This is a genomic window from Streptomyces sp. NPDC002467 (assembly GCF_042889825.1).
In the GTDB taxonomy this organism is placed as follows: Bacteria; Actinomycetota; Actinomycetes; order Streptomycetales; family Streptomycetaceae; genus Streptomyces.
On record NZ_JBIARJ010000007.1, the window covers coordinates 295,197 to 314,772 of the forward strand.

Annotated in this window: 9 protein-coding genes and 1 pseudogene; 2 read left to right on the forward strand and 8 right to left on the reverse strand. The window is 74.1% G+C overall.

Going from position 1 to position 19,576, the window contains the following annotated elements; translation table 11 throughout:
* Positions 1–13: 13 nt before the first annotated feature.
* The 7 genes from ACFYYJ_RS17615 to ACFYYJ_RS17645 form a co-directional block, all read right to left on the reverse strand.
* Positions 14–3,223 (reverse strand): amino acid adenylation domain-containing protein, encoded by a 3,210-nt coding sequence (locus ACFYYJ_RS17615; protein ID WP_389133368.1) that lies wholly within the window; start codon positions 3,221–3,223, stop codon positions 14–16.
* A complete protein-coding gene (locus tag ACFYYJ_RS17620) occupies positions 3,220–5,037 on the reverse strand; it encodes a condensation domain-containing protein (protein WP_389133370.1) in 1,818 nt (605 codons plus the stop codon). The genes ACFYYJ_RS17615 and ACFYYJ_RS17620 overlap by 4 nt, the downstream gene beginning before the upstream one ends.
* A complete protein-coding gene (locus ACFYYJ_RS17625) occupies positions 5,030–5,254 on the reverse strand; it encodes an MbtH family protein (protein ID WP_366451758.1) in 225 nt (74 codons plus the stop codon). The genes ACFYYJ_RS17620 and ACFYYJ_RS17625 overlap by 8 nt, the downstream gene beginning before the upstream one ends.
* 74 nt (positions 5,255–5,328) lie before the next feature.
* Positions 5,329–7,596, reverse strand: a complete 2,268-nt coding sequence (locus tag ACFYYJ_RS17630; protein ID WP_389133372.1) for a pyridoxal-phosphate dependent enzyme — start codon at positions 7,594–7,596, stop codon at positions 5,329–5,331.
* 2 nt (positions 7,597–7,598) lie between these two features.
* Positions 7,599–8,579 carry a kinase gene (locus ACFYYJ_RS17635; protein ID WP_389133375.1) on the reverse strand — a complete coding sequence of 327 codons (981 nt, stop codon included), beginning with the start codon at positions 8,577–8,579 and terminating at the stop codon, positions 7,599–7,601.
* On the reverse strand, positions 8,545–10,113 hold the full coding sequence (locus ACFYYJ_RS17640) for an argininosuccinate lyase (RefSeq protein WP_389133377.1): 1,569 nt from the start codon (positions 10,111–10,113) through the stop codon (positions 8,545–8,547). The genes ACFYYJ_RS17635 and ACFYYJ_RS17640 overlap by 35 nt, the downstream gene beginning before the upstream one ends.
* 108 nt (positions 10,114–10,221) lie before the next feature.
* Positions 10,222–17,547: an amino acid adenylation domain-containing protein gene (locus tag ACFYYJ_RS17645; RefSeq protein WP_389133380.1), complete on the reverse strand. Its 7,326-nt coding sequence runs from the start codon at positions 17,545–17,547 to the stop codon at positions 10,222–10,224.
* Positions 17,548–17,803: 256 nt separating this feature from the next.
* On the opposite strand from ACFYYJ_RS17645, the pseudogene ACFYYJ_RS17650 reads away from it, so the two are divergent.
* Positions 17,804–17,982, forward strand: a pseudogene (locus ACFYYJ_RS17650) (IS5/IS1182 family transposase); the annotation flags it as partial.
* A 225-nt stretch (positions 17,983–18,207) separates the two neighbouring features.
* Here the strand turns inward: ACFYYJ_RS17650 and ACFYYJ_RS17655 are convergent.
* Entirely contained in the window at positions 18,208–18,585 is a 378-nt protein-coding gene (locus tag ACFYYJ_RS17655) for a VOC family protein (protein ID WP_385120107.1), read from the reverse strand.
* A 137-nt stretch (positions 18,586–18,722) separates the two neighbouring features.
* Here ACFYYJ_RS17655 and ACFYYJ_RS17660 point away from each other — a divergent pair, with 137 nt between their 5' ends.
* Complete coding sequence (locus ACFYYJ_RS17660) at positions 18,723–19,400, forward strand: histone-like nucleoid-structuring protein Lsr2 (RefSeq protein ID WP_389133383.1); 678 nt, start codon at positions 18,723–18,725, stop codon at positions 19,398–19,400.
* Positions 19,401–19,576: the final 176 nt, after the last annotated feature.

Below are 19,576 nucleotides of genomic sequence, written 5' to 3' on the forward strand. Positions count from 1 at the left end.
GTTCCTTCTGTGGTCAGGCGGTCTGGGTGCGGCGGGCCCGGCGGACGATCGGCGGGTCCTGCGCGGTGGCGCCGGCGGCCGCGGCCGCGGGCAGGGCGGCGGCGAGTTCGGCGACGGTGGGGCCGGTGAAGAACTGGCGGATGCCGACGGCGGCTCCGAACCGTGCCGTGACCTCGGCGAGCAGTCGGGTGGCGAGCAGGGAGTGCCCACCGAGGTCGAAGAAGCTGTCGTGGACGCCGATGCGCGGCAGGCCGAGGACCTGTTCCCAGATCGCGCACAGGGCGCGCTCGTCGTCGGTGCGCGGTTCCTGATGGGCCCCGGCGGTGCCGGCCGTGGCCGGGTCCGGCGCGGGCAGGCCGGTCAGGTCGGTCTTGCCGTTGGCCGTCACGGGGAAGGCGTCCAGCAGGGTGAGGGTGGCGGGCACCATGTAGTCGGGGAGCCGGGCGCGCAGGTGTTCGCGCAGTTCCCGGGGGTCGGGTGCGGGGGTTCCTTCGGCGGGGACGGCGTATCCCGCGAGCGCGGGTCCGGCGGCCGTGTCCACGACGGTGACGGCGGCCTGGCCCACTGCCGGGTGGGCGGCCAGGGCGTGCTCGATCTCACCGGGTTCGATGCGCAGTCCGCGGATCTTGACCTGCCGGTCGGCGCGGCCGAGGTACTCGACCTGGCCGTCGGTGTTCCAGCGGGCCAGGTCGCCGGTGCGGTACATGCGTGCGCCCGGCGGGCCGTACGGGCAGGCGACGAAGCGTTCCGCGGTCAGTGCCGCCCGACCGAGGTAGCCCTGGGCGAGCCCGGCGCCCGCGATGTAGAGCTCGCCGCTGACGCCGGGCGCCACGAGGCCGAGCCGCTCGTCCAGGACGTGGAGCTGCGTACCGTCGAGCGGCCGGCCGATGGGGACCTGCCCGTCGGGGGCCTCCTGGCCGGGGCCGACGGCGAAGGTCGCGGCGAAGGTGGTGGTCTCCGTGGGGCCGTAGGCGTTGGTGACGGTGGTGCGGGGGCAGGCCTCGCGGACCCGGCGGACCATGGACGGCGAGGCGGCCTCTCCCCCGGTCATCACCTCGTGCAGCGTGCCGAGTGCGGGCAGGCAGCGGTCGGCGAGGACGTTGAAGAGGGTGGCGGTGAGGAAGGTTCCGGTGACCTCCGTTTCGGTCATCAGTCGGGCCAGCGCGTCGACGTCGAGTTCGCCGGGCGGCGCGACGACGACCAGGCCGCCGTTCAGGAGCGGTACCCACAGTTCGTAGGTGGAGGCGTCGAAGGCGTGCGGGGAGCGGAACAGGACCCGCTCGTGCGCGCCGCCGCGCCAGCGCCCGTCGGTGGCGAGGGCGACGACCTCGCGGTGGGAGACGGCCACGCCCTTGGGGGTGCCCGTGGAGCCGGAGGTGTACATCAGGTAGGCGAGCGCGTCGGGATGCCCGGGGGTGCCGGCCGTCGCGGCGTCCGCGGCCGTGTCGGCGACGGCCCCGTCCGGGCGCAGTACGTGGCGCGGGCCCGCCGGTACGGGCTCGCCGTCCGGGAGGTCGGTGACGAGGACGGCGGCCGCGGCCGCCGTGATCACGGCCTCGGTACGGGCGCGCGGGGCCCTCGCGTCCAACGGCAGGTAGGCGGCGCCCGCCTTGAGGATGCCGAGGCAGGCGGCGACGAGGTCGGCGGAGCGGTCCATCAGTACGGCGACCGACTCGCCCGGTCGGACACCGAGGGCGCGCAGCCGTCCGGCGATCCGCTCGGCCCGGGCGTCGAGTTCGCCGTACGTCGTCTCCCGGCCGGCGCACAGCACGGCGGGGCGGCCGGGGTGGGCGGCGGCCCGCTCCTCGAAGGCCCCGTGGACGGTGCGGGCGTCGGGGGCCACGGGCGCGCCCTGCCAGTGCTCCAGCAGGTCGTTGCGCTCCCCGGGCAGGAGGACGTCGAGTGCGGACAGCGGGACGCCGGGCTCGCGGACGACGGCGCCGATGAGGTGGACGAGGCGGTCCAGCAGGCGCCGGGCCGTCGCCCCGTCGAACAGGTCGCTCGCGTACTCCAGGCCGAGGGCCAGGCCCCGGGGTTCTCCGGTGGCCGGGTCGTGGAGCTCCTCGACCTCCAGGGTGAGGTCGAACTTGGCGGTGTCGGTGCGGACCGCCTCGACCCGCGCGGCCAATCCCGCGAAGGCGGGGACCTGCGGCTCGCCGCGCTGGGCGGAGACGGCGACCTGGAAGAGCGGGTGACGGGCGGGTGAGCGCGCCGGGTTGAGGCGTTCGACGAGGGACTCGAAGGGCAGTTCCTGGTGGGCGTAGGTCTCGAGGGCGGCGGTGCGCACGCGGCCCAGCACCTCCGTGAAGGTGGGGTCGCCGGAGGTGTCGGCGCGCACGATGAGGGTGTTGACGAAGAGGCCCACGAGGTCGGTGAGGGCTTCGTCGTCGCGGCCGTCGACGGGGCAGCCGAGCGGCAGGTCGGTGCCGGCGCCGAGGCGGGTGAGCAGGACCGCGAAGGCCGCCTGGACGGCCATGAACGGGGTGGCGCGGCCGTCCCGGGCCAGCGCGGCCAGCCCGGCGTGGACGGCGGCGTCGGTCCGTGCCTCCACCAGTGCGCCCCGGTGGCCGGCCACGGCCGGACGCGGCCGGTCGGCGGGCAGTGCCAGTTCCTCGGGCAGACCGTCCAGGACGGCCGCCCAGTGGGTGAGCAGCCGGCCGTGCAGGGAGCCGGGGTCCTGGGCCGGGCCGAGGAGTTCGCGCTGCCACAGGGCGTAGTCCGGGTACTGGACGGGCAGTTCGGGCCATTCGGGCGGGCGGCCGGAGCACCGGGCGGTGTAGGCGGCTGCCAGGTCGCGGACGAGGACGTTCACGGAGTGGCCGTCGCCCGCGATGTGGTGCAGGACCAGGAGCAGGTAGTGGTCCTCGTCCCCGTCGGTGAACAGGTGGGCGCGCAGGGGCGGTTCGGTGGCGAGGTCGAAGGGCCGGGACGAGGCTTCCGCGGCCTGCCGGGCGCGCTCGGCGGGCGGGCATACGGTGACGGTGAGTGCCGGAGCGGCGTCCGCGGGGTCCAGGACCCGCTGGTGGGGGCGGCCCGCCTCGTCGGGGAAGACGGTGCGCAGGGCCTCGTGGCGGTCGGTCACGTCCGCGAGCGCGCCGTGCAGGGCCGGGCGGTCCAGGGCGCCGTGCAGCCGCAGCCCGATGGGGATGTGGTACAGGGCGCCGTCGGCGCCGTCCCGGGCGTGGAACCACAGCCGCTGCTGGGCGTGGGACAGAGGGATCACAGCAGGGCTCCGAGCTGGGATTCGAAGGTGTCGAGGTCGGCCTGGCTGACCTGCGCGAGGGAGACGTCGGAGGGGGTCAGCCCGCCGGCGTCGGGGCGGGCGGCGTGGGTGACGACGGCGCGCAGCATGGTGAACCACTCCCGCGCGAGGTCGTGGACCCACGGACCGGGGAGGGCGTTGCCCGCCCAGGTCCAGGTGGCGCTGAGGGTGAGGCCGTCCGGACCCTCGTGGGCGGCCGCGTTGACCTCCACGGCGTGGGCCATCGGCAGGCCTTCGTCGGCGTCGTCCAGGGCGAAGGCGTGCCCGGGCGCGGCGTCCCAGGGGGCGTCGCCGCCCATCGGGAACCGGCCGAGGTAGTTGAAGCCGATCTGGGGGATGCCGCGTGCGGCGAGGTCAGGCCCGGTACGGGAGTTGAGGTGGCGCAGCAGCCCGAAGCCGATGCCCTTGTCCGGTACGGCGCGCAGTTCCTCCTTGACTAGGCGCAGGGCGGCGCCGACGGCGGGTCCGCCGGCGCGGGCCTCGTCGAGGTCGGGTCGACCCAGCGCGAGGCGGACGGGGAACACGGTGGTGAACCAACCGACGGTGCGGGACAGGTCCGTGCCGTCGGCGACGTCCTCCCGGCCGTGGCCCTCGACGTCGACGAGGACGGCCCCGTCCTCGTCGGCCCCGTCCTCGCCGTCGGCGTCGCGCCGGCCGAGCACGGCGAGTGCCAGGGCGGTCAGCAGGACGTCGTTGACGGTGCCGTTGACGAGTCCGGGCGCGGTGGTGAGCAGGGGGCCCGTCACGTCCGGCCCGAGGGTCAGGGTGAGGGTGTTCTCCGGACTCTCGGGGTCGAGGCCGCCGACCGCGCGGACCCCGGCGAGGGGGTGCGGGGCCTCGCGCAGGGCGGCGGCCCAGCGGTCGGTCTCGGCGGTCCGGCGGCCGGAGGTGGCCTCCGCGCGCAGCAGGTCGGCCCAGTGCGCGAAGGGGGTGTGTGCCGGTTCCAGGACGGGCTCGCGGCCCTCGGCGAGGGCCGCCGCGCAGGTCCGCAGGTCGTCCTGGAGGATCCGCCACGAGACGCCGTCGACCACGAGGTGGTGGATGACGAGCGCGAGCCGTCCCTGCTGTCCGGCTCCCCGGTCCAGGAGTACGGCGCGCAGCATGTGGCCGTCGCGGGGCGAGAGCAGCCGCCGCGCGGCCCGCATCCGCTCCCGGGTCAGGGCGGGGAGTTCCGCCTCGCCGGTCCCGCGGGCGTCCACGTGCTCGATCAGGTCCGCCGCGGTGACGGAGCCCGCGGGCGGCACGAGCGGTTCGGCGCCGCCGGCCCCGATCCCGTCGGGCAGCCGCAGGCGGAGCATCTCGTGGGTGTCGAGGAGGGCCTGGACGGTGCGTTCGGCGGAGGCCGCTCCGAAGCCCGGCGGGGTGCGCACGACGAGCGACTGGTTGTACGTGTCGACGGGACCGCCGAGTTCGGCGAGCCAGCCCATGATCGGGGTGGGGGCCACCGGGCCCAGCCGGCGCGGGGGCACGGCGGGGCCGGCGCCCGCCCCCGCCCGGCCGTGGGCACGGGCGGTGGCGGCGAGCGCGCTCACGCTCTCGGCACGGAGCACGTCGCGGGTGCTGACGACGAGGCCGGCCGCGCGGGCGCGGCTGACGACCTGGATCGCCTGGATGCTGTCCCCGCCGAGCCCGGTGAAGCTCTGGCCCGCGTCGACCTCGGCGCGGCCGAGCACCTCCGCGAAGAGGGTGCGCAGGGTCCGTACGGGGTCGGCGCCCGAGTCGGTGTCGCTTCCGGTGTCGGCCGACTGCCCGGTGGGGTGGACGGGCTCAGCCACGGGGCGCGTTCCCGGCGAGGGCGGCCACCAGGGAGGCGGGACGCATGTCGGTCCAGACCCGCTCGACGTGGTCCAGGCACGCCTGCCGGCCGTCGGGGCCGTGCACCACGGTCCAGCCGGCCGGGACGGGGTTGGCCGCGGGCCACAGTGAGTGCTGGAGCTCGTCGTTTCGGACCACGACATAGGAGGCGTTGTCGTTCTCGAAGGGGTTGCTCATGGCGGTTCGCCTTTCGGGTCGGGTGCGGCCGTACGGTCGTACGGCCGCTTCGTTGGACGGGGTGCGACGGTGGGTCAGGAACGGGGTTCGGTCTCGATGTCGAGGCGGAGCAGGGCCCGCGCCGCGTCGAGGGCGGCGTGCACGCCCTCGGGCTCCGGATGGCGGGCGATCACGTGCCCGAGGCGGTCGGAGGCGCTGCGGGGCTTGCGTACGGGCGTGCCCGGGGCGGCGGTGACCAGCACCGACTCCACCCCTTCGACGGCGGCGGCCTCCCGGGTGCCGTGGGCGGCCGTGAGGGTGCCGTCGGCGTCGGCGAGGACGAACTGGATCCCGGCGTGGCCGGCCCCCTCGGCCTTGAGGTGCGGGGGCACGCCGAGGGCGACGCGGAGCTGTTCCCCGAGGAGGTCCACCCCGGTGGCCAGTCGGATCAGTTCGGGGATCATGCCGCCGGCCGGGCGCGGGTTGATCTCGATGAGGGCGGGCCCGTCGGCGGTCAGTTTGACCTCGGTGTGGGTGGCGCCCAGGCGGATCCCGGTCGCGTCCAGGGCCGCCGTCACCGTCTCGGTGATCTGCTGGGCGGTGGCTGCGGGCAGCGGGGCGGGGAAGAGGTGACGGTGCTCGACGAAGTGCGGGCCCTCGGTCACGGACTTGGCGGTGATGCCCACGCACACGGCCTGCCCGTCCCCGCCGAACATCTCGACGCTGTACTCCGGCCCGTCCAGGTACTCCTCGACGAGGACGGTGCGGGCGGTGGGCATGCCCCGTACGTTCGTGTCGATCGCGAGGATCTTCTCGATCTGCGCGCGGACCTCCGACTCGTCTGCGCAGAGCAGGACGTTGGTGGAACCCGAGTCGTCGGCCGGCTTGACCACGCAGGGCAGTCCGGTGCGGGCGACGGCCTCCGCCGCCCCGGCCGGCTCGCGCACGAGGGCGTACCGGGGCTGGCGGACGCCCTCGGCCCGCAACCTCTCGCGCAGGGCGGCCTTGTCGCGGCAGACGGCCACGGCGTCGGGCGGGTTGCCGGGCAGGCCCAGCCACTGGGCGATCCGGGCCGCGGCCGGTACGTAGAAGTCGCTGGTGGTGGTGACGCCCGCGATCTCCTCGCGGCGGAACCGCTCCTGTACGGCGGCGCGCAGGGCGGCGTCGGAGTTGGTGTCGCAGCGCACCACCTCGGCCCCGGTCTCCGCGAGGCCTCGGTAGCGGTCGGGGTCGCCGGTCAGCAGGACGGGTACGGTGCCCAGTTCGCACGCCCGGTCCAGCGCGAGCATGCCGGTGCCGGTGGTGTTGGACTCCACGAACAGCAGGTGCCGGCCGATCCCGGCGGGCGGGCTGTAGGCGACGGTGGACCAGGTGCGGGCGGTCCCGTCGGGTCCGAGGGCGGCCGGCGCGGTGGCGGTGGGCACCTCGCGCAGCCGGTGGGCGTCCCAGTGCTCGTCGTCGTAGACGGTGTCGGCGTAGCGGTCGCCGCGGTCGGGCAGGATGCCGACGATCCGGCTCCCGGGCTCGGCGAGGGCGGCGAGGCCGGTGAGGACCCGGTAGACGGAGCCCGAGGTGTTGCCGCCGAAGATCTGCTGCTCGCGGGCGAGGTCCCAGGTCGCGGCGAAGGCCTCGTGGTCGTTGAGCCAGTGCACCTCGTCGACGAGGGTGCGGTCCAGGTTCTTGGGCAGCAGGCTGTTGCCCAGCCCGCTCTGCAGCCGCTGCGGTACGTCGGGCTGGCCGAACAGGGCGCTGCCCACGCAGTCGACGCCGACGACGTGCAGGGCGGGCAGGCTCTCGCGCAGCGCCCGGGCGGTGCCGCACAGGGAGCCGCCGCTGCCGACGGCTCCGACGAGGGTGTCGAACCGGCCAAGGTCCGCGAGGAGTTCACCGGCGAGGGTGCGGTAGGCGCCGGGGTTGTCGGGGTTGGTGTACTGCTGCGGCCAGAAGGCGCCGGGCAGTTCGGCGAGCAGCTCCGCGAGCCGCTCCAGGCGGGCGCTCTGCCAGCCGTGGCTGGTCATGGCCTCGACGACGTGCACCCGGCAGCCCAGGGCGCGGAGCTTGGCGAGGGTGACGGGGTCGATGCGCGGGTCGGTGACGATGTGGACCTCGTGGCCCAGGGAGCGGCCGACGAGGGCGACGCCGAGGGCCATGGTCCCCGAGGAACTCTCGATGACGGGGTCGCCCGGCTTCAGGGTGCCCAGTCGCCGGGCCTCCAGGAGGATGTTGCGGGCGACGCGGTCCTTCATGGCGAAGAGGTTCTGCAGTTCCAGCTTGGCGTAGACCTCGACGCCCCGGGCCTCGCCCAGACGCAGCCGGACCAGCGGGGTCCCGCCGATCGCGTCCGTCACGGTGTCGAACAGCATGCTCAGATCTCCAGCTCGGTGGGGTGGGCGGGCGGGGCCTGCGGGCTCCAGCTGTCGTCGGCGCCGAGGGAGCGGTGTACGGACACCTCGCCGCCGAGAGCGGCGCAGCCGGCCCGGATGTGCTCGGTCTTGCCGGCGAGGGCGGGGTCGTTCGCCTCCAGGAGGACGCCGAGCATGGTGCCGCTGTGGGCGAGGACGAGGCCCAGCCCGTCGACCTCGCGGCACAGGGCGTGCAGTTCCGTGAATCCGGCGCGCCGGCGGCGGTGGGCGTTCATCTCGGCGCTGCGTGTGGCGACGGCGCCGACCTCGGCGAGGTCGCCGCGGGCCACTGCGTCGGTGAGCCGGTCCAGCAGGCGTGCGTACTCCTCCCGGTCGGCGGCGTCGATGGCCCGGGCGCCCCGGTTGTGCGCGACGGTGTCGACCTGGCCGCCCTCGTCGTGGGCGACGACGGTGAGCGGCGGGAGCACCCCGAGGCGGCGGCCCAGGCGCACCTCCCGGTGGTGGAAGGCGACGATCTCGTCGTACATGACCCCGTCGGCCGGTTCGATTCCGCGCAGGAAGTCCTCCGTCTCGGCCGGGGTGAAGGCGCGCCCGTGGGCGGCCCCGACGGCCCGTACGGTGGCGACGAGGTCGGCGGAGGAACTGGCGAGGCCCTTGCCCTCGGGCAGATCCCCGGCGACCTCCAGCAGGCCGCCGTCCGCCGTGCCGAGGGCGGCCAGGACGGCCTCGGCGACCCGACGGGACTTCGCCTTGTGCGCCGGGCGCACCCGGACCTCGCGGCGGCCGGGCTCGGGGAGGAACACGGCGGTGGCCCAGCGGGCGAGGGGAAAGGTGACCAGGAAGTCGCCCTGCGGCTGGGGCAGGGCTCCCTGGAGCAGTTCGCCGAAGGTGCCGAAGGCGCTGCCGGAGCCGGGGCCGACGGGGGCGGCGGTCGCCCCCGCGACGGTGTCAGTGGGCGTGCTGTACGCGGGTGCGGGTGCCATCGCCGTCCTCCTCGTGGATCGTGTCGTCGGGCGCTCCGTACAGGGCGCGGTCGCCCTCCGCCGCGCCCGCGCGGAGCGCGGCGGCGCGCGTCCGCCAGTCGGCGCGCAGCTGCTCGTACGTCTCCCGCTGGGTGCTCAGGACCGCGCGGACGGCGTCGGGGCGGGCCGACCCGGCGGACACCATGCGCTCCAGGCCCCGGTCGACGTCGAAGGCCTCGGCGAGGAGCCGGGCGGGGTCGGCGAGGGTGATGCCGTGTCCGGCGGCCGCCTCGACCAGCAGGGCGGGTTCGCCCGGAGCGGGGGCGGCGCCCGCCGTCGCGGCGAGCACGACGTACTTCCCGGCGACGACCTGGGCGGTGCGCCAGGGCACCCCTTCGGTGAGGCAGAGGGCGTTGGCGAGGCTGAAGCCGCCGAGGAACTCGCGCTCGCACACCTGGCGCATGCGGTCGGCGCGGAAGGTGAGCCTGCGCAGCACCTCGGTGAGGAGGCGGACGGTGCCGTGGGCCGAATCGAAGGCGTTCAGCAGGTGGGTGCCGGCCTCCTTGGACACCTCGACCAGGTTGCAGAAGGGTGTGTTGCGCTGGCCCAGGAGCACGTCGAAGTGGAAGGCGGTCAGGTGGGCGGTGCGCCCCCGGATGCGTTCCAGGACCGGGTAGTTCTTCTTCTGCGGCATGGCGGAGGAGATGCCGGACAGTTCGTCGGGCAGTTCGATGAACCCGTACTCGCTGCCGCCCCAGGTGAGCAGGTCGGTGGTGAAGCGGCTCAGCGCGGTGCCCAGCAGGCTGAGTTCCGCGGTCAGTTCGGCGCTCCACCGACGCGAGGCCACGGCGGTCAGGGCATGGGGCTGCGGCCGGGAGAAGCCGAGCAGCCGGGCCATCCGGTCGCGGTCCCAGGGCAGTTCCTGTCCGGCCATGGCGCCGGCGCCCAGCGGGCAGGCGTCGATGCCGTCGTAGGCGTGCAGCAGTCGGGCGTGGGTGTGCAGCAGGTGCTCGGAGAGAGCCGCGAGGTGGAAACCGGGGGTGATGATCTGGGCGGCCTGGAAGTGGGTGTACCCCGGCATGGGCAGGTCGCAGGTCTCCTGCGCCAATTCGCCTACGACGGAGCCGAGTTCGAGGAGCGCGTCGGCGAAGCGGGCGAGCTGGTCGCGGCCGTACATCACCTGGGCGCAGGCCTGGAGGTCGTTGCGGCTGCGGTCGGCGTGCCAGTGCGCGACCGGGGCGGGCAGGCCCGCCTCGACGTGCCGTTCGAGGGCGAAGGCGATGTCCGACATGTTGGCGCCGGGCTGCGCGCTGAGGGTATCGGGCCCGACGGCGTCCAGCAGGCCGGCGATCCGGTGGGCCTCCTCGCCGGAGATCAGGTCCATGCGGACGTACTCGGCGGCCAGGGTCTTCTCGATCGCGACGTAGTGGCGCAGCAGGTGGCGGGACTCGAACCCGAACTGCGGGGCGAGGACTTCGTCGTGGAGGAGTTCGGCGGGACCGCCGCGGATCCGGCCGCTCAGCTCGGGGGCGGGCCCCGGGGTGTCACTCGTCACGTGGTGTGTTCCGTTCCTGTTCTGGTGCGGCGGCGCGTCGGGGCATGCCTGATCGACGCGCGGCGCGGGAAGGGGGGACGGGTACCCCGGGCGGGCCGGGGTACCCGTTCAGCGGTGGTCGGCCGCGGTGAGGGCGGTGCGCAGGAGTGCGGCGGCCCGGGTGCTGTGCGGCGGCCGCATCAGCCCGTAGTGGTCGGTGGCGGCGTCGTGGCGGGTGAAGCCCGCCCCGGCCCGGCCCGCCCATCGATCGGCGGCGTGCTCCCGGGCCCCGGTGGTGCTCTGGAGGAAGAGGACCGGGCAGGGGGCGGCCGGGGGCTCGTACGCGGCGGCGGCTCGGATCCCGGTCCGGAACACCGCGTAGTGCCGGGCGAGGTCCCGCGGGTCCAGTCCGGGGGCGAAGCCGTCGCGTTCCACCTGCTCGGCGAGGACGGTGAGCCTGTCCGTGGTGTCGGCGACGCTCCGCAGGGCGCCGCGCAGCGCGGACGCGCTCTCGTCGGAGGGGTCGAAGCCGGCGGAGCGGGCCAGGTCCTCGTGGAACCACTCCAGCATCTCGCACTCGTCGTCGGGGACGTGGCCCGGCTCCGGGTAGCCGGTGTCCAGCAGCGCGAGGGTCGCCACCTCCTGCCCGGCGGCCCGCAGCCGGACCGCCATCTCGTGGGCGAGGAGCCCGCCGAAGGACCAGCCGGCCAGGTGGTAGGGGCCGGAGGGCCGGATCCGGCGCAGGGCCTCCAGGTGGGCGGCGGCCAGCTCCTCGACCGTGGCGTCGGGGGCCGCTGCGGGTTCGGTCAGTCCGGGCGCCGTCAGGCCGAACACCGGACGTTCGGTACCCAGTTCGGCGGCCAGGGTGCGGTAGCAGAAGACGTTCCCGCCGACCGGGTGGACGAGGAAGAGCGGGTCGAGGGTGCCCTCGGACTGGAGGCGGACCACCGGGTCCGGGGCCACGGCGACGTGGCGGCCCCGGAGCAGCGCCGCCTGCCGGGCGACGGTCGGGTGCTCCAGGACGGCCGAGACGCCGAGGCGTTCGCCGAAGGCCTGGTTGATGCGGCCGATCAGGCGCAGGGCGTCGATGGAGTGCCCGCCGGACTCGAAGAAGTCGTCGTGGACGCCGACCGTGCCGGCGTCCAGCAGCCGCTCCCAGATCCCGGCGAGGCGGGATTCGAGGGCGTCGCGGGGCGGGGTCGGTGCGACGCCGCCGCGCAGGTCGGCGGGGTCCGGGTCGGGCAGGGCGGCGCGGTCCAGTTTGCCGTTGGCGGTCAGCGGGAGGTCCGGCAGGCACACCCATGCGGACGGGACCATGTACTCGGGGAGCCGCTCCCGGGCGTGGGCGGCGAGTGCGCTCGGGTCGGGGGCGAGTGCGGCGTCCGGGCCTACCGCCCCGGGGACGAAGTAGCCGACGAGGCGTTCGCCGCGGGGCAGGACCGCGCAGTCGCGCACCCCGGGGTGTTCCGCGAGGACGGCCTCGATCTCCCCCGGCTCGACGCGGAATCCGCGGATCTTGAGCTGGTGGTCGGTGCGACCCGCATACTCCAGGGCTCCGTCGGGGCGGTGCCGGGCCAGGTCGCCGGTCCGGTAGAGGCGGCGGGTGACGCCGTCGGGACCGGTGTGCTCGATGAACCGCTCGGCCGTCAGCTCGGGACGTCCGTGGTAGCCGTCGGCGAGGCCGACGCCTTCGAGGAAGAGCTCACCGGTGACGCCGAGGGGGACCTCGGCCAGCCGGCGGTCCAGGACGTGCGTGCGCATGTTGGCGATGGGCCGGCCGATGGGCACGGTGTCGCCGCCGTCCGGCCGGCACTGCCAGTACGTGACGTCGACGGCCGCCTCGGTGGGCCCGTAGAGGTTGTGCAGCTCGACGCCGGGCAGCCGCTCGAAGAACCTGCGCTGGACCTCGTACGGCAGGGCCTCGCCGCTGCACACCACCCGGGTGAGCCCTGCCGCGCCGGCCACGGCCGCGGGGTCGTCGAGGAAGACGCTGAGCATGGAGGGGACGAAGTGCACCGTGGTGGCGCCCTCGTCGTGGATCAGGCCGGCGAGGTAGCCGGGGTCGCGCTGCCCGCCGGGGCGGGCGAGGACCAGGGTGGCGCCCGTCAGCAGGGGCCAGAACAGCTCCCACACGGAGACGTCGAAGGTGTACGGGGTCTTGTGCAGCACCCGCTCCCCCGGGACCAGCCCGTACTCGTCCTGCATCCACAGCAGCCGGTTGGCGATGGCGCGGTGGGAGACCACGACGCCCTTGGGCTTTCCGGTGGAGCCCGAGGTGAAGATCATGTACGCGGGGTCGGAGGGCTCGGGCGCCCCTGCGGGGCCCTCGGTGCCGGTCGCGGCCGCGTCCGGCCTGACGACGGTGACTCCTGAGCCTTCCAGCCGCTCCGCCCACGCGCCTTCGGTGACCACCAGACCGATGCCGGACTCGGCGAGCAGGGACCGCACGCGCGGCGACGGGTGCTCCGGGTCCAGCGGGACGTAGGCGGCGCCCGACTTCAGGACGGCGAGCAGGACGACGGGCAGGGCGAGGGAGCGTTCCAGCAGCAGGCCCACGAAGGTACCGGGGCCCGCGCCCCGCTCCCGCAGGGCCGCGCACAGCCGCTCGGCCTCGGTGTCGAGGGCGCGGTAGGTCAGCTCGGCGCCCTCGAAGCGCACGGCCGGGGCGTCCGGGGTCCGGTCGCGCTGGGCGTCGATCAGCCGGGTCAGGACGTGCGGCTGCGGGTAGTCGACGACGGTCCGGTTCCAGTCGGCGTAGCGGCGGTGTTCGGCCTCCGACAGCAGGTCGGCGGTCGTGCAGTCGCGATCGGGGGCCTCGGCCATGTCGCACAGGGCGGCGGTGTAGGAGGCGTGCGCGCTCTCCATCTGCGCCTCGGAGAACTGGGCGGCGTCGAAGCGCAGGCCGAGTTCGAGCAGGGAGCCGTCGGGGCTGCGGGAGAACTCCGCGCCGAACGCGAAGTCGGTGCCGGCCTCTCCGATCTCCTCCAGCACGGTGAACGCGCCGTCGGCGGGCCCGTCCCGCTCCACGTGGAAGTGGGTGTAGTTGAAGAAGGTCTCGAAGAGCGGTCCGCCGCCGGACAGGCGCTGGATCTCGGCGAGCGGGAAGCGACGGTGCGCGTGCAGCTCCGCCTCCAGCTCGGCGACGTGCGCGACGAGGCCGCGCCAGCTGAGACCGGTGATCTCGGCGCTCAGCGGAAGGGTGTTGAGGAAGACTCCGACGACCTTGTCGCCGTCGGTCTCCTCCGCCCGGCCGTTGTGGACCACTCCGGTGGTGACGGCGTCGCCGCCGCCCAGGAGGGCCATGGCCCTGAGGTGGGCGGCGAGCAGGACGGTGCGCAGCGGTGCGCCGCACTCGGCGGCCAGGGCGGTCAGCCGGGCGTGCAGCCCCTCCGGGAGCGGCGCGAGGTACCACGACATCCGGGCGGGTCCACCGGTCGCCGCCGGGCGGGGCAGCCGGGTCGCGGGGGCGTCGACGGCCTTGCCGGTCCAGAAGGCACGCTGCCCGGGGTCGGCCAGAGCGGCCCGTTCCAGGGCGACGAAGGAGGCGAACCGGGAGCAGGGGCCGGCCTGTGGGGAGGGGCCGTCGGCAGGGGTCCGGGCGGCGAGCGCCTCGGTGTGGCAGGAGGCGAGTTCGGTGAGGAGCGAGCGTTCGCTCCAGCCGTCGAGGACGGCGTGGTGCTCGGCGACGAACAGTTGGAGCCGGGTGTCGGAGAGCCGCTGGACGTGGAAGCGGATCAGCGGGGGCCGGTCCCAGGTGAACGGCCTGTCGCGCTCGGCGGCGTAGCGGGCTGCGACGGCGGTGCGCTGCGCCTCGGGGTCGAGGCCGTACAGGTCCTCGAAGGTGATCTCCGGGCGGGCGCCGCGGTGGACGAGCTGGAGGGGCTCGCCGAACCCGTGCGGGTCGAAGGAGGTGCGCAGCATCTCGTGCCGGGCCGCGAGGACCTCGACGGTGGTGCGCCAGGCGTCCTCGGAGTAGGGCGCCTCGACCAGGTAGGAGGCCACGTTGTGGTAGACGCGTCCGCCGGCCGACGGCAGGTCGCTGTGGTAGAGCATGCCGGCCTGGAGCCGGGTCATCGGGTAGGCGTCCTCAAGCCCCTCGGGCAGGGCGGCGCGGTCCGCGGGGGTCAGGAGTGCGAACGGCTCGTACGGGGCTTCGGCCGCGGCCGCGGCCCGGTCCCGCGGGGCGACGTGCGGGGCGAGGGCGCGGGCCGTCTGACATCTCATGAGGTCGGCGACGGTGAGGTCGAGGCCTCGTTCCCGGACCCGGGCGAGCACCTGGAGGGAACGGATGGAGTCCCCGCCGAGGGCGTACCAGTTGTCCAGGGCGCCGACCCGTTCGTGCCCGAGCACCTGGGCGAAGACATCGGTGAGCGCGGTCTCGACCGGCCCGCGGGGTGCCTCGTAGGCGGCGGTGGGGGTACGGCCGGCCGAGCCGGGGGCGGGCAGCCGGCGCCGGTCGGTCTTGCCGTTGGCGGTCAGCGGGAAGGCGGGCAGGGTGACGAACGCACCGGGGATCATGTAGCCGGGCAGCCGCCGCGCGAGGTGCTCGCGCATCTCCTCGACGGTGGGGCCCGCCCCGTCGTCGGCCCCGGTCACGGCCAGATAGCCGACCAGGACGTCGTTCCCCGCGGGATCCGGTGCGACGAGTGCGATCGCGGCGTCGACGAGGGGGTGGGCGGCCAACGCCGCCTCGACCTCGCCGAGTTCTATCCGGAAGCCGCGCAATTTGACCTGGTGGTCGATGCGGCCGAGGTACTCCAGGTCCCCGTCGGGCAGGGCGCGTGCCAGGTCGCCGGTCCGGTACAGCCGCTCGCCCGCCGCGAGCCCGGTGGGCCCGTCGGCGCCGCGGTCGGCGAGTCCGGTGGGGAAGCGCTCGGCGGTGAGTTCGGGCCGGCGCAGGTAGCCGCGGGCCAGGCCCGCTCCGGCGACGTACAGCTCCCCGACGGCGCCGCGCGGGACGGTCCGGCCGCGCGCGTCGAGCAGGTGCAGGCGAAGGTCGGGGATGGGCACGCCGATGACGCTGCCGCGGCCCTCCTCGGCGTCGCGGGCGGTCAGCGGCCGGTAGGTGACGTGCACGGTCGTCTCGGTGATGCCGTACATGTTGACCAGCCGGGGTGCGGTGTCGCCGTGCCGGGCGAACCACCCGGCGAGGGCGGCGACGTCGAGGGCCTCCCCGCCGAAGACGACGTGGCGCAGGGCGAGCCCGGGGTCGGCCGGTCCGGCCGTCCGGTGGTGTTCCTCGTCGGCCCGGGCCAACTGGTAGAAGGCGGAGGGGGTCTGGTTGAGGACGGTGACCCGTTCGGCGCGCAGCAACCGGTGGAACTCCTCGGGCGAGCGGCTGGTGCCGTACGGGACCACGACGAGGCGGCCGCCGTGGGCGAGGGCTCCCCACAGCTCCCAGACGGAGAAGTCGAAGGCGATGGAGTGGAAGAGGGTCCACACGTCGTCGGGTCCGAAGCCGAACCAGTGGTCGGTGGCGGAGAACAGCCGGGTCACGTTGGCGTGGGGCACCAGGGTGCCCTTGGGGAGGCCGGTGGACCCGGAGGTGTAGATGACGTAGGCGAGGTGCTCGGGGGTCACGCCGGTGTGGGGGGCGGTGTCCGGTTCGGCGGCCAGGAGCGGGGCGTCGGCGAGCAGGTCGACGGTGTGCAGGCCGGGGGCGTCCCACAGGGCCCGGGTGTCGGTGGTGCCCACGACGTGCTCCAGGCGGGCGTCCTGGACGATGTGGCGCAGCCGCTCGGGCGGGTTGTCGGGGTCGAGGGGCAGGTACGCGCCGCCGGCCTTGAGGATGCCGAGCAGAGCGACGACGAGGTCGGCGGAGCGGGGCAGGCACAGTCCGACGAGGGTGTCGGGGCCCACGCCGAGGGCGCGCAGCCGGTGCGCGAGCCGGTTGGCCCGGGTGTCGAGCTCGCGGTAGGTGAGGGAGGTGCCCTCGTGGACGAGGGCGACAGCGTCGGGGGTGCGGGCGGCGTGTCCGGCGAAGATCTCGTGGACGCAGGCCGGCTCGCCCGGGGTGTGCGGGAGGGCGGCGCGGTCCGGGAGCGGCGAGCCGATGCCGGTCCGTTCGTCGACCGCCAGCATCGGCAGTCCGCCGATCGACAGTTCGGGGTTCTCCGTGGCGGCGTCCAGGAGGCGGGCGAAGTGCCGGCCGAACTGTCGGACGGTGGCGGCCTCGAACAGGTCCGCCCGGTACTCCAGCCGGCAGCTCAGCGCGCCGCCGGTGCGCACGACGTCGAAGGTCAGGTCGAACTTGGCTGTTCCGGCCGGTCCTTCGAGCAGCGTGGCCTTCGGGCCGGGCAGGCCCTCGGTCATGCCGTCCTCGTCGTGCAGGCCGAACATGACCTGGAAGGGGGCGGCCTCCTCGCCGGTGCGTCCGGTGGCGATCCGGTCGACGACGCGTTCGAAGGGCAGGTCCTGGTGGTCCTGGGCGTCGAGCACGGTGTCCCGTACGCGCTCCAGGTGGACCCGGAAGGCGGGATCGTCGGACAGGTCGGCGCGGATCACCAGCGTGTTGACGAACAGGCCTACGGTGTCCTGGAACTCCTTGCGGCCCCGGCCCGCCACCGGCGTCCCGACGAGTACGTCGTCGGTGCCCGTGTAGCGGCCCAGCACGATCTGGAAGGCCGCCAGCATCAGCGTGTACGGGGTGCTGTGGGTGTCGCGGCACAGGCGCTCCATCCGGGCGAGCACCGGGGCCGGCACCTCGAAGGAGTGCAGCGCCGCCGCGCCGCGGGCCGCTCCTGCGGCGGGCCGGCCGTCGCGGGGCAGGGGCGCGTCGGGCAGTTCGCCGTCCAGTTGCTTCTCCCAGTAGGCGAGCTGGCGCTGGGCGGCGGCGCCGCGGAGCCATTCCTCCTGCCAGTCGGAGAAGTCTGCGTACTGGTACTCGGGGGCCTCCGGAGCCACGATCCCGGCCGAGCGCCGCCGGTCGGCGCCGTCGGGGCCGCCGGTCCCGTCGCCGTGGTGGGCGTACGCGGCGAGGAGCTCGCGGGCGAGGATCCCGACGGACCAGCCGTCGGCGACGATGTGGTGCATGGCGAGCGCGAGGACCGCGCCCTCGGGTGTGTGCAGCAGGGCCGCCCGGAAAAGCGGTCCGGACTCCAGGTCGAAGGGCCGGTGGTGTTCGGCGGCCATCCACTCCTCGACGTCCCCGGCTCCGCGCGCCGCGGCGGAGGACCAGGCGAGCGCGGCCTCGGTGTCGATGTGCTGCCACAGCTCGCCGTCCCGCAGCACGAAGCGGGTGCGCAGCGCCTCGTGCCGGTCGACCAGACCCTGGGCGCAGGCGCGGAGCGCGGCTTCGTCCACCGGGCCTTCGAGGCCGTAGAAGACGGGCATGTGGTAGGTCGGCCTGCCCTCCTCCAGCTGCTGGAGGAAGTACATCCGCTGCTGCGCTCCGGACGCGCGGAACGCGCTGAACGACGGCTCCGCAGGGCGTTCGATCGGATCGTGACTGGCCAAGACAACTCCCTCGGCGCCGCACCGGTGACCGGCCCGCGACGCATGCTCCGCTTGCTTGCCCGTCCAGCCTAGGAACGGCATCGATTCGGGTGAAGTCGCCTGTTTCCGTTCCCCTGTTCACGTGACACGAGCCGCGGACGACCTGCGCGAGCACGGGCTGAAGGCCGTGTTCCGACGCCGTTCGGGGACCTCGGGTCGGGACACCGCCGACACGGACCGAACCGAGATCGCCTCAGGAGGCACCGTGCCCTTCATCCTGGTCACCGACCGGAACGGGTTGCCGCTGTCCCTGCGCGTCCCCGGCGCGAACATGCACGACAGCCAGGCCCTGAAGCCACTCGTGCGCGGCATCCCGCCCATCCGCTCCGCCGCGGTCCCCGCCGCCGACGGCCGGCCGAGCGGCTCGCGGACGAGGGCTACGACCACGAGGGCCTCGTACCACCGCGGCCCCCGGCTCAAGTGGGGCACTACGAAGACACGTTCCGCAAGGTGGACGATGCCCGGCTGCTCACCACACGGACCCTCTTCGTCTCGTTCGCCGGTCCCACGGAACGGCTCGACGGGCCCGGCCAGTCATGAGAACGGCTCCCAACCGACCCACCGTCAAGGGTCCAGCGCCACGGGGAGTGACACTCCACAGACCTTGAGCGCAACGGGCCCTCAGTGACGGACCAGGCAGAAAGGATGCCCTGCGGGATCGGCGTAGATACGCCAGCTCCGTCCCTCGGAACCGTCGTCCAATACGGTCGCCCCCATGGCCAGCACCTGTTCTTGGGCTTGGTCCAGGTCCGCAACGCCGAAATCCATGTGGAACTGCTGGGGACGTGCAGGGTCCGGCCACAGAGGCGGCCGATAGTCCACTGACCGCTGGAAGGCCAACACGAGACCGGAGGGCGTGTGCAACGTCGCCCAGCCGTCGCCGACTGCCCACCGCCGATCCTGCTGATTGACGGTCCCGCCGAGCACCGATCGGTAGAACTCGGCGAGTTCCGCCGGATCCGAGCAGTCCAGCACGACACATTGAAGATCAGCGATCATGCACGGATCCTAGGTGTCCGTCAGCGGGACCTGCCCCTCTGAATCCAAGATCGCCCGGACAAGTCCCAGTCGCGACAGGCCGGACCACCAGTGCCGTCGCCCGCCGTCTCCAACGCCCGCCGTCTCCAAGGATTCCGATGACCGACATCGCCGCTCTCCGCCGCATCTGTCCCCCACCGAACACACCGCAGATCCCGACCGACTGGAACGCGGTGGAAACCGAACTCGGGATGATCCTGCCCGAGGACTACAAACAGCTCGCAGACACCTACGGAGCAGGTCTCTACGGCGACTACATCAACATCTTCCATCCGAACGCGAATACGCCCTGGACCAACCTCACCGGGCCCATGCCCGCTCGGGTCCGCAACCAGCTGCGACACGACTACGACAAGGGCACGCACCCCGTCCCCTACCAGCCACAACACCTGTTCACCATCGGAGTCACCAGCAACGGCGAATACCTGTTCTGGATCACCGACCCGCTGCGCACTCCCGGCAACTGGCACATCGCCGTCAACGAAGCCCGCGGACCACAGTGGTACACCTACGAAGGGACCCTCACCTCCTTCCTTACGTCCCTCCTTACCGGGGAGGCATCAGCCCCCCAGTTCCCCAGCGATTTCCCCGCCCTCCCCGGCACCTTTGCCCCTTCCACTGCCCCAGCCGTCGAATACACCGAAGCCCCGGCCCGGCCTTCCGTCAGCACCGAGACAATCCGCGAGTGGGCACGGGCAAACGGCCACCAGGTCCCACTCCGCGGCCGCATCCCCGCTGAAATCCTCGACGCCTGGGAACGCTCCAACCCGGCTTGACGGGGACAGTGTGCGTGCGGCGACGTGCCGCGGTGGCGGGCCGGGGGCCTGGCGAGGGATCTCGACATGGCCGGTCTGCCGGGGGGCATCACGGGCTCGGCCGGGCAGGCAGTGCGCGCCTGATCATCCCGTCCGGCATCGACTGGCCCAGGAAGTGGGCGAACGCGGTGATGGCG

Bases quoted from the DNA above. Each gene is read 5' to 3' on its own strand.
- ACFYYJ_RS17655 (WP_385120107.1), bottom strand. From the start codon at position 18,585: ATGATCGCTGATCTTCAATGTGTCGTGCTGGACTGCTCGGATCCGGCG.
- ACFYYJ_RS17630 (WP_389133372.1), bottom strand. From the start codon at position 7,596: ATGCTGTTCGACACCGTGACGGACGCGATCGGCGGGACCCCGCTGGTC.
- ACFYYJ_RS17635 (WP_389133375.1), bottom strand. From the start codon at position 8,579: ATGGCACCCGCACCCGCGTACAGCACGCCCACTGACACCGTCGCGGGG.
- ACFYYJ_RS17625 (WP_366451758.1), bottom strand. From the start codon at position 5,254: ATGAGCAACCCCTTCGAGAACGACAACGCCTCCTATGTCGTGGTCCGA.
- ACFYYJ_RS17660 (WP_389133383.1), top strand. From the start codon at position 18,723: ATGACCGACATCGCCGCTCTCCGCCGCATCTGTCCCCCACCGAACACA.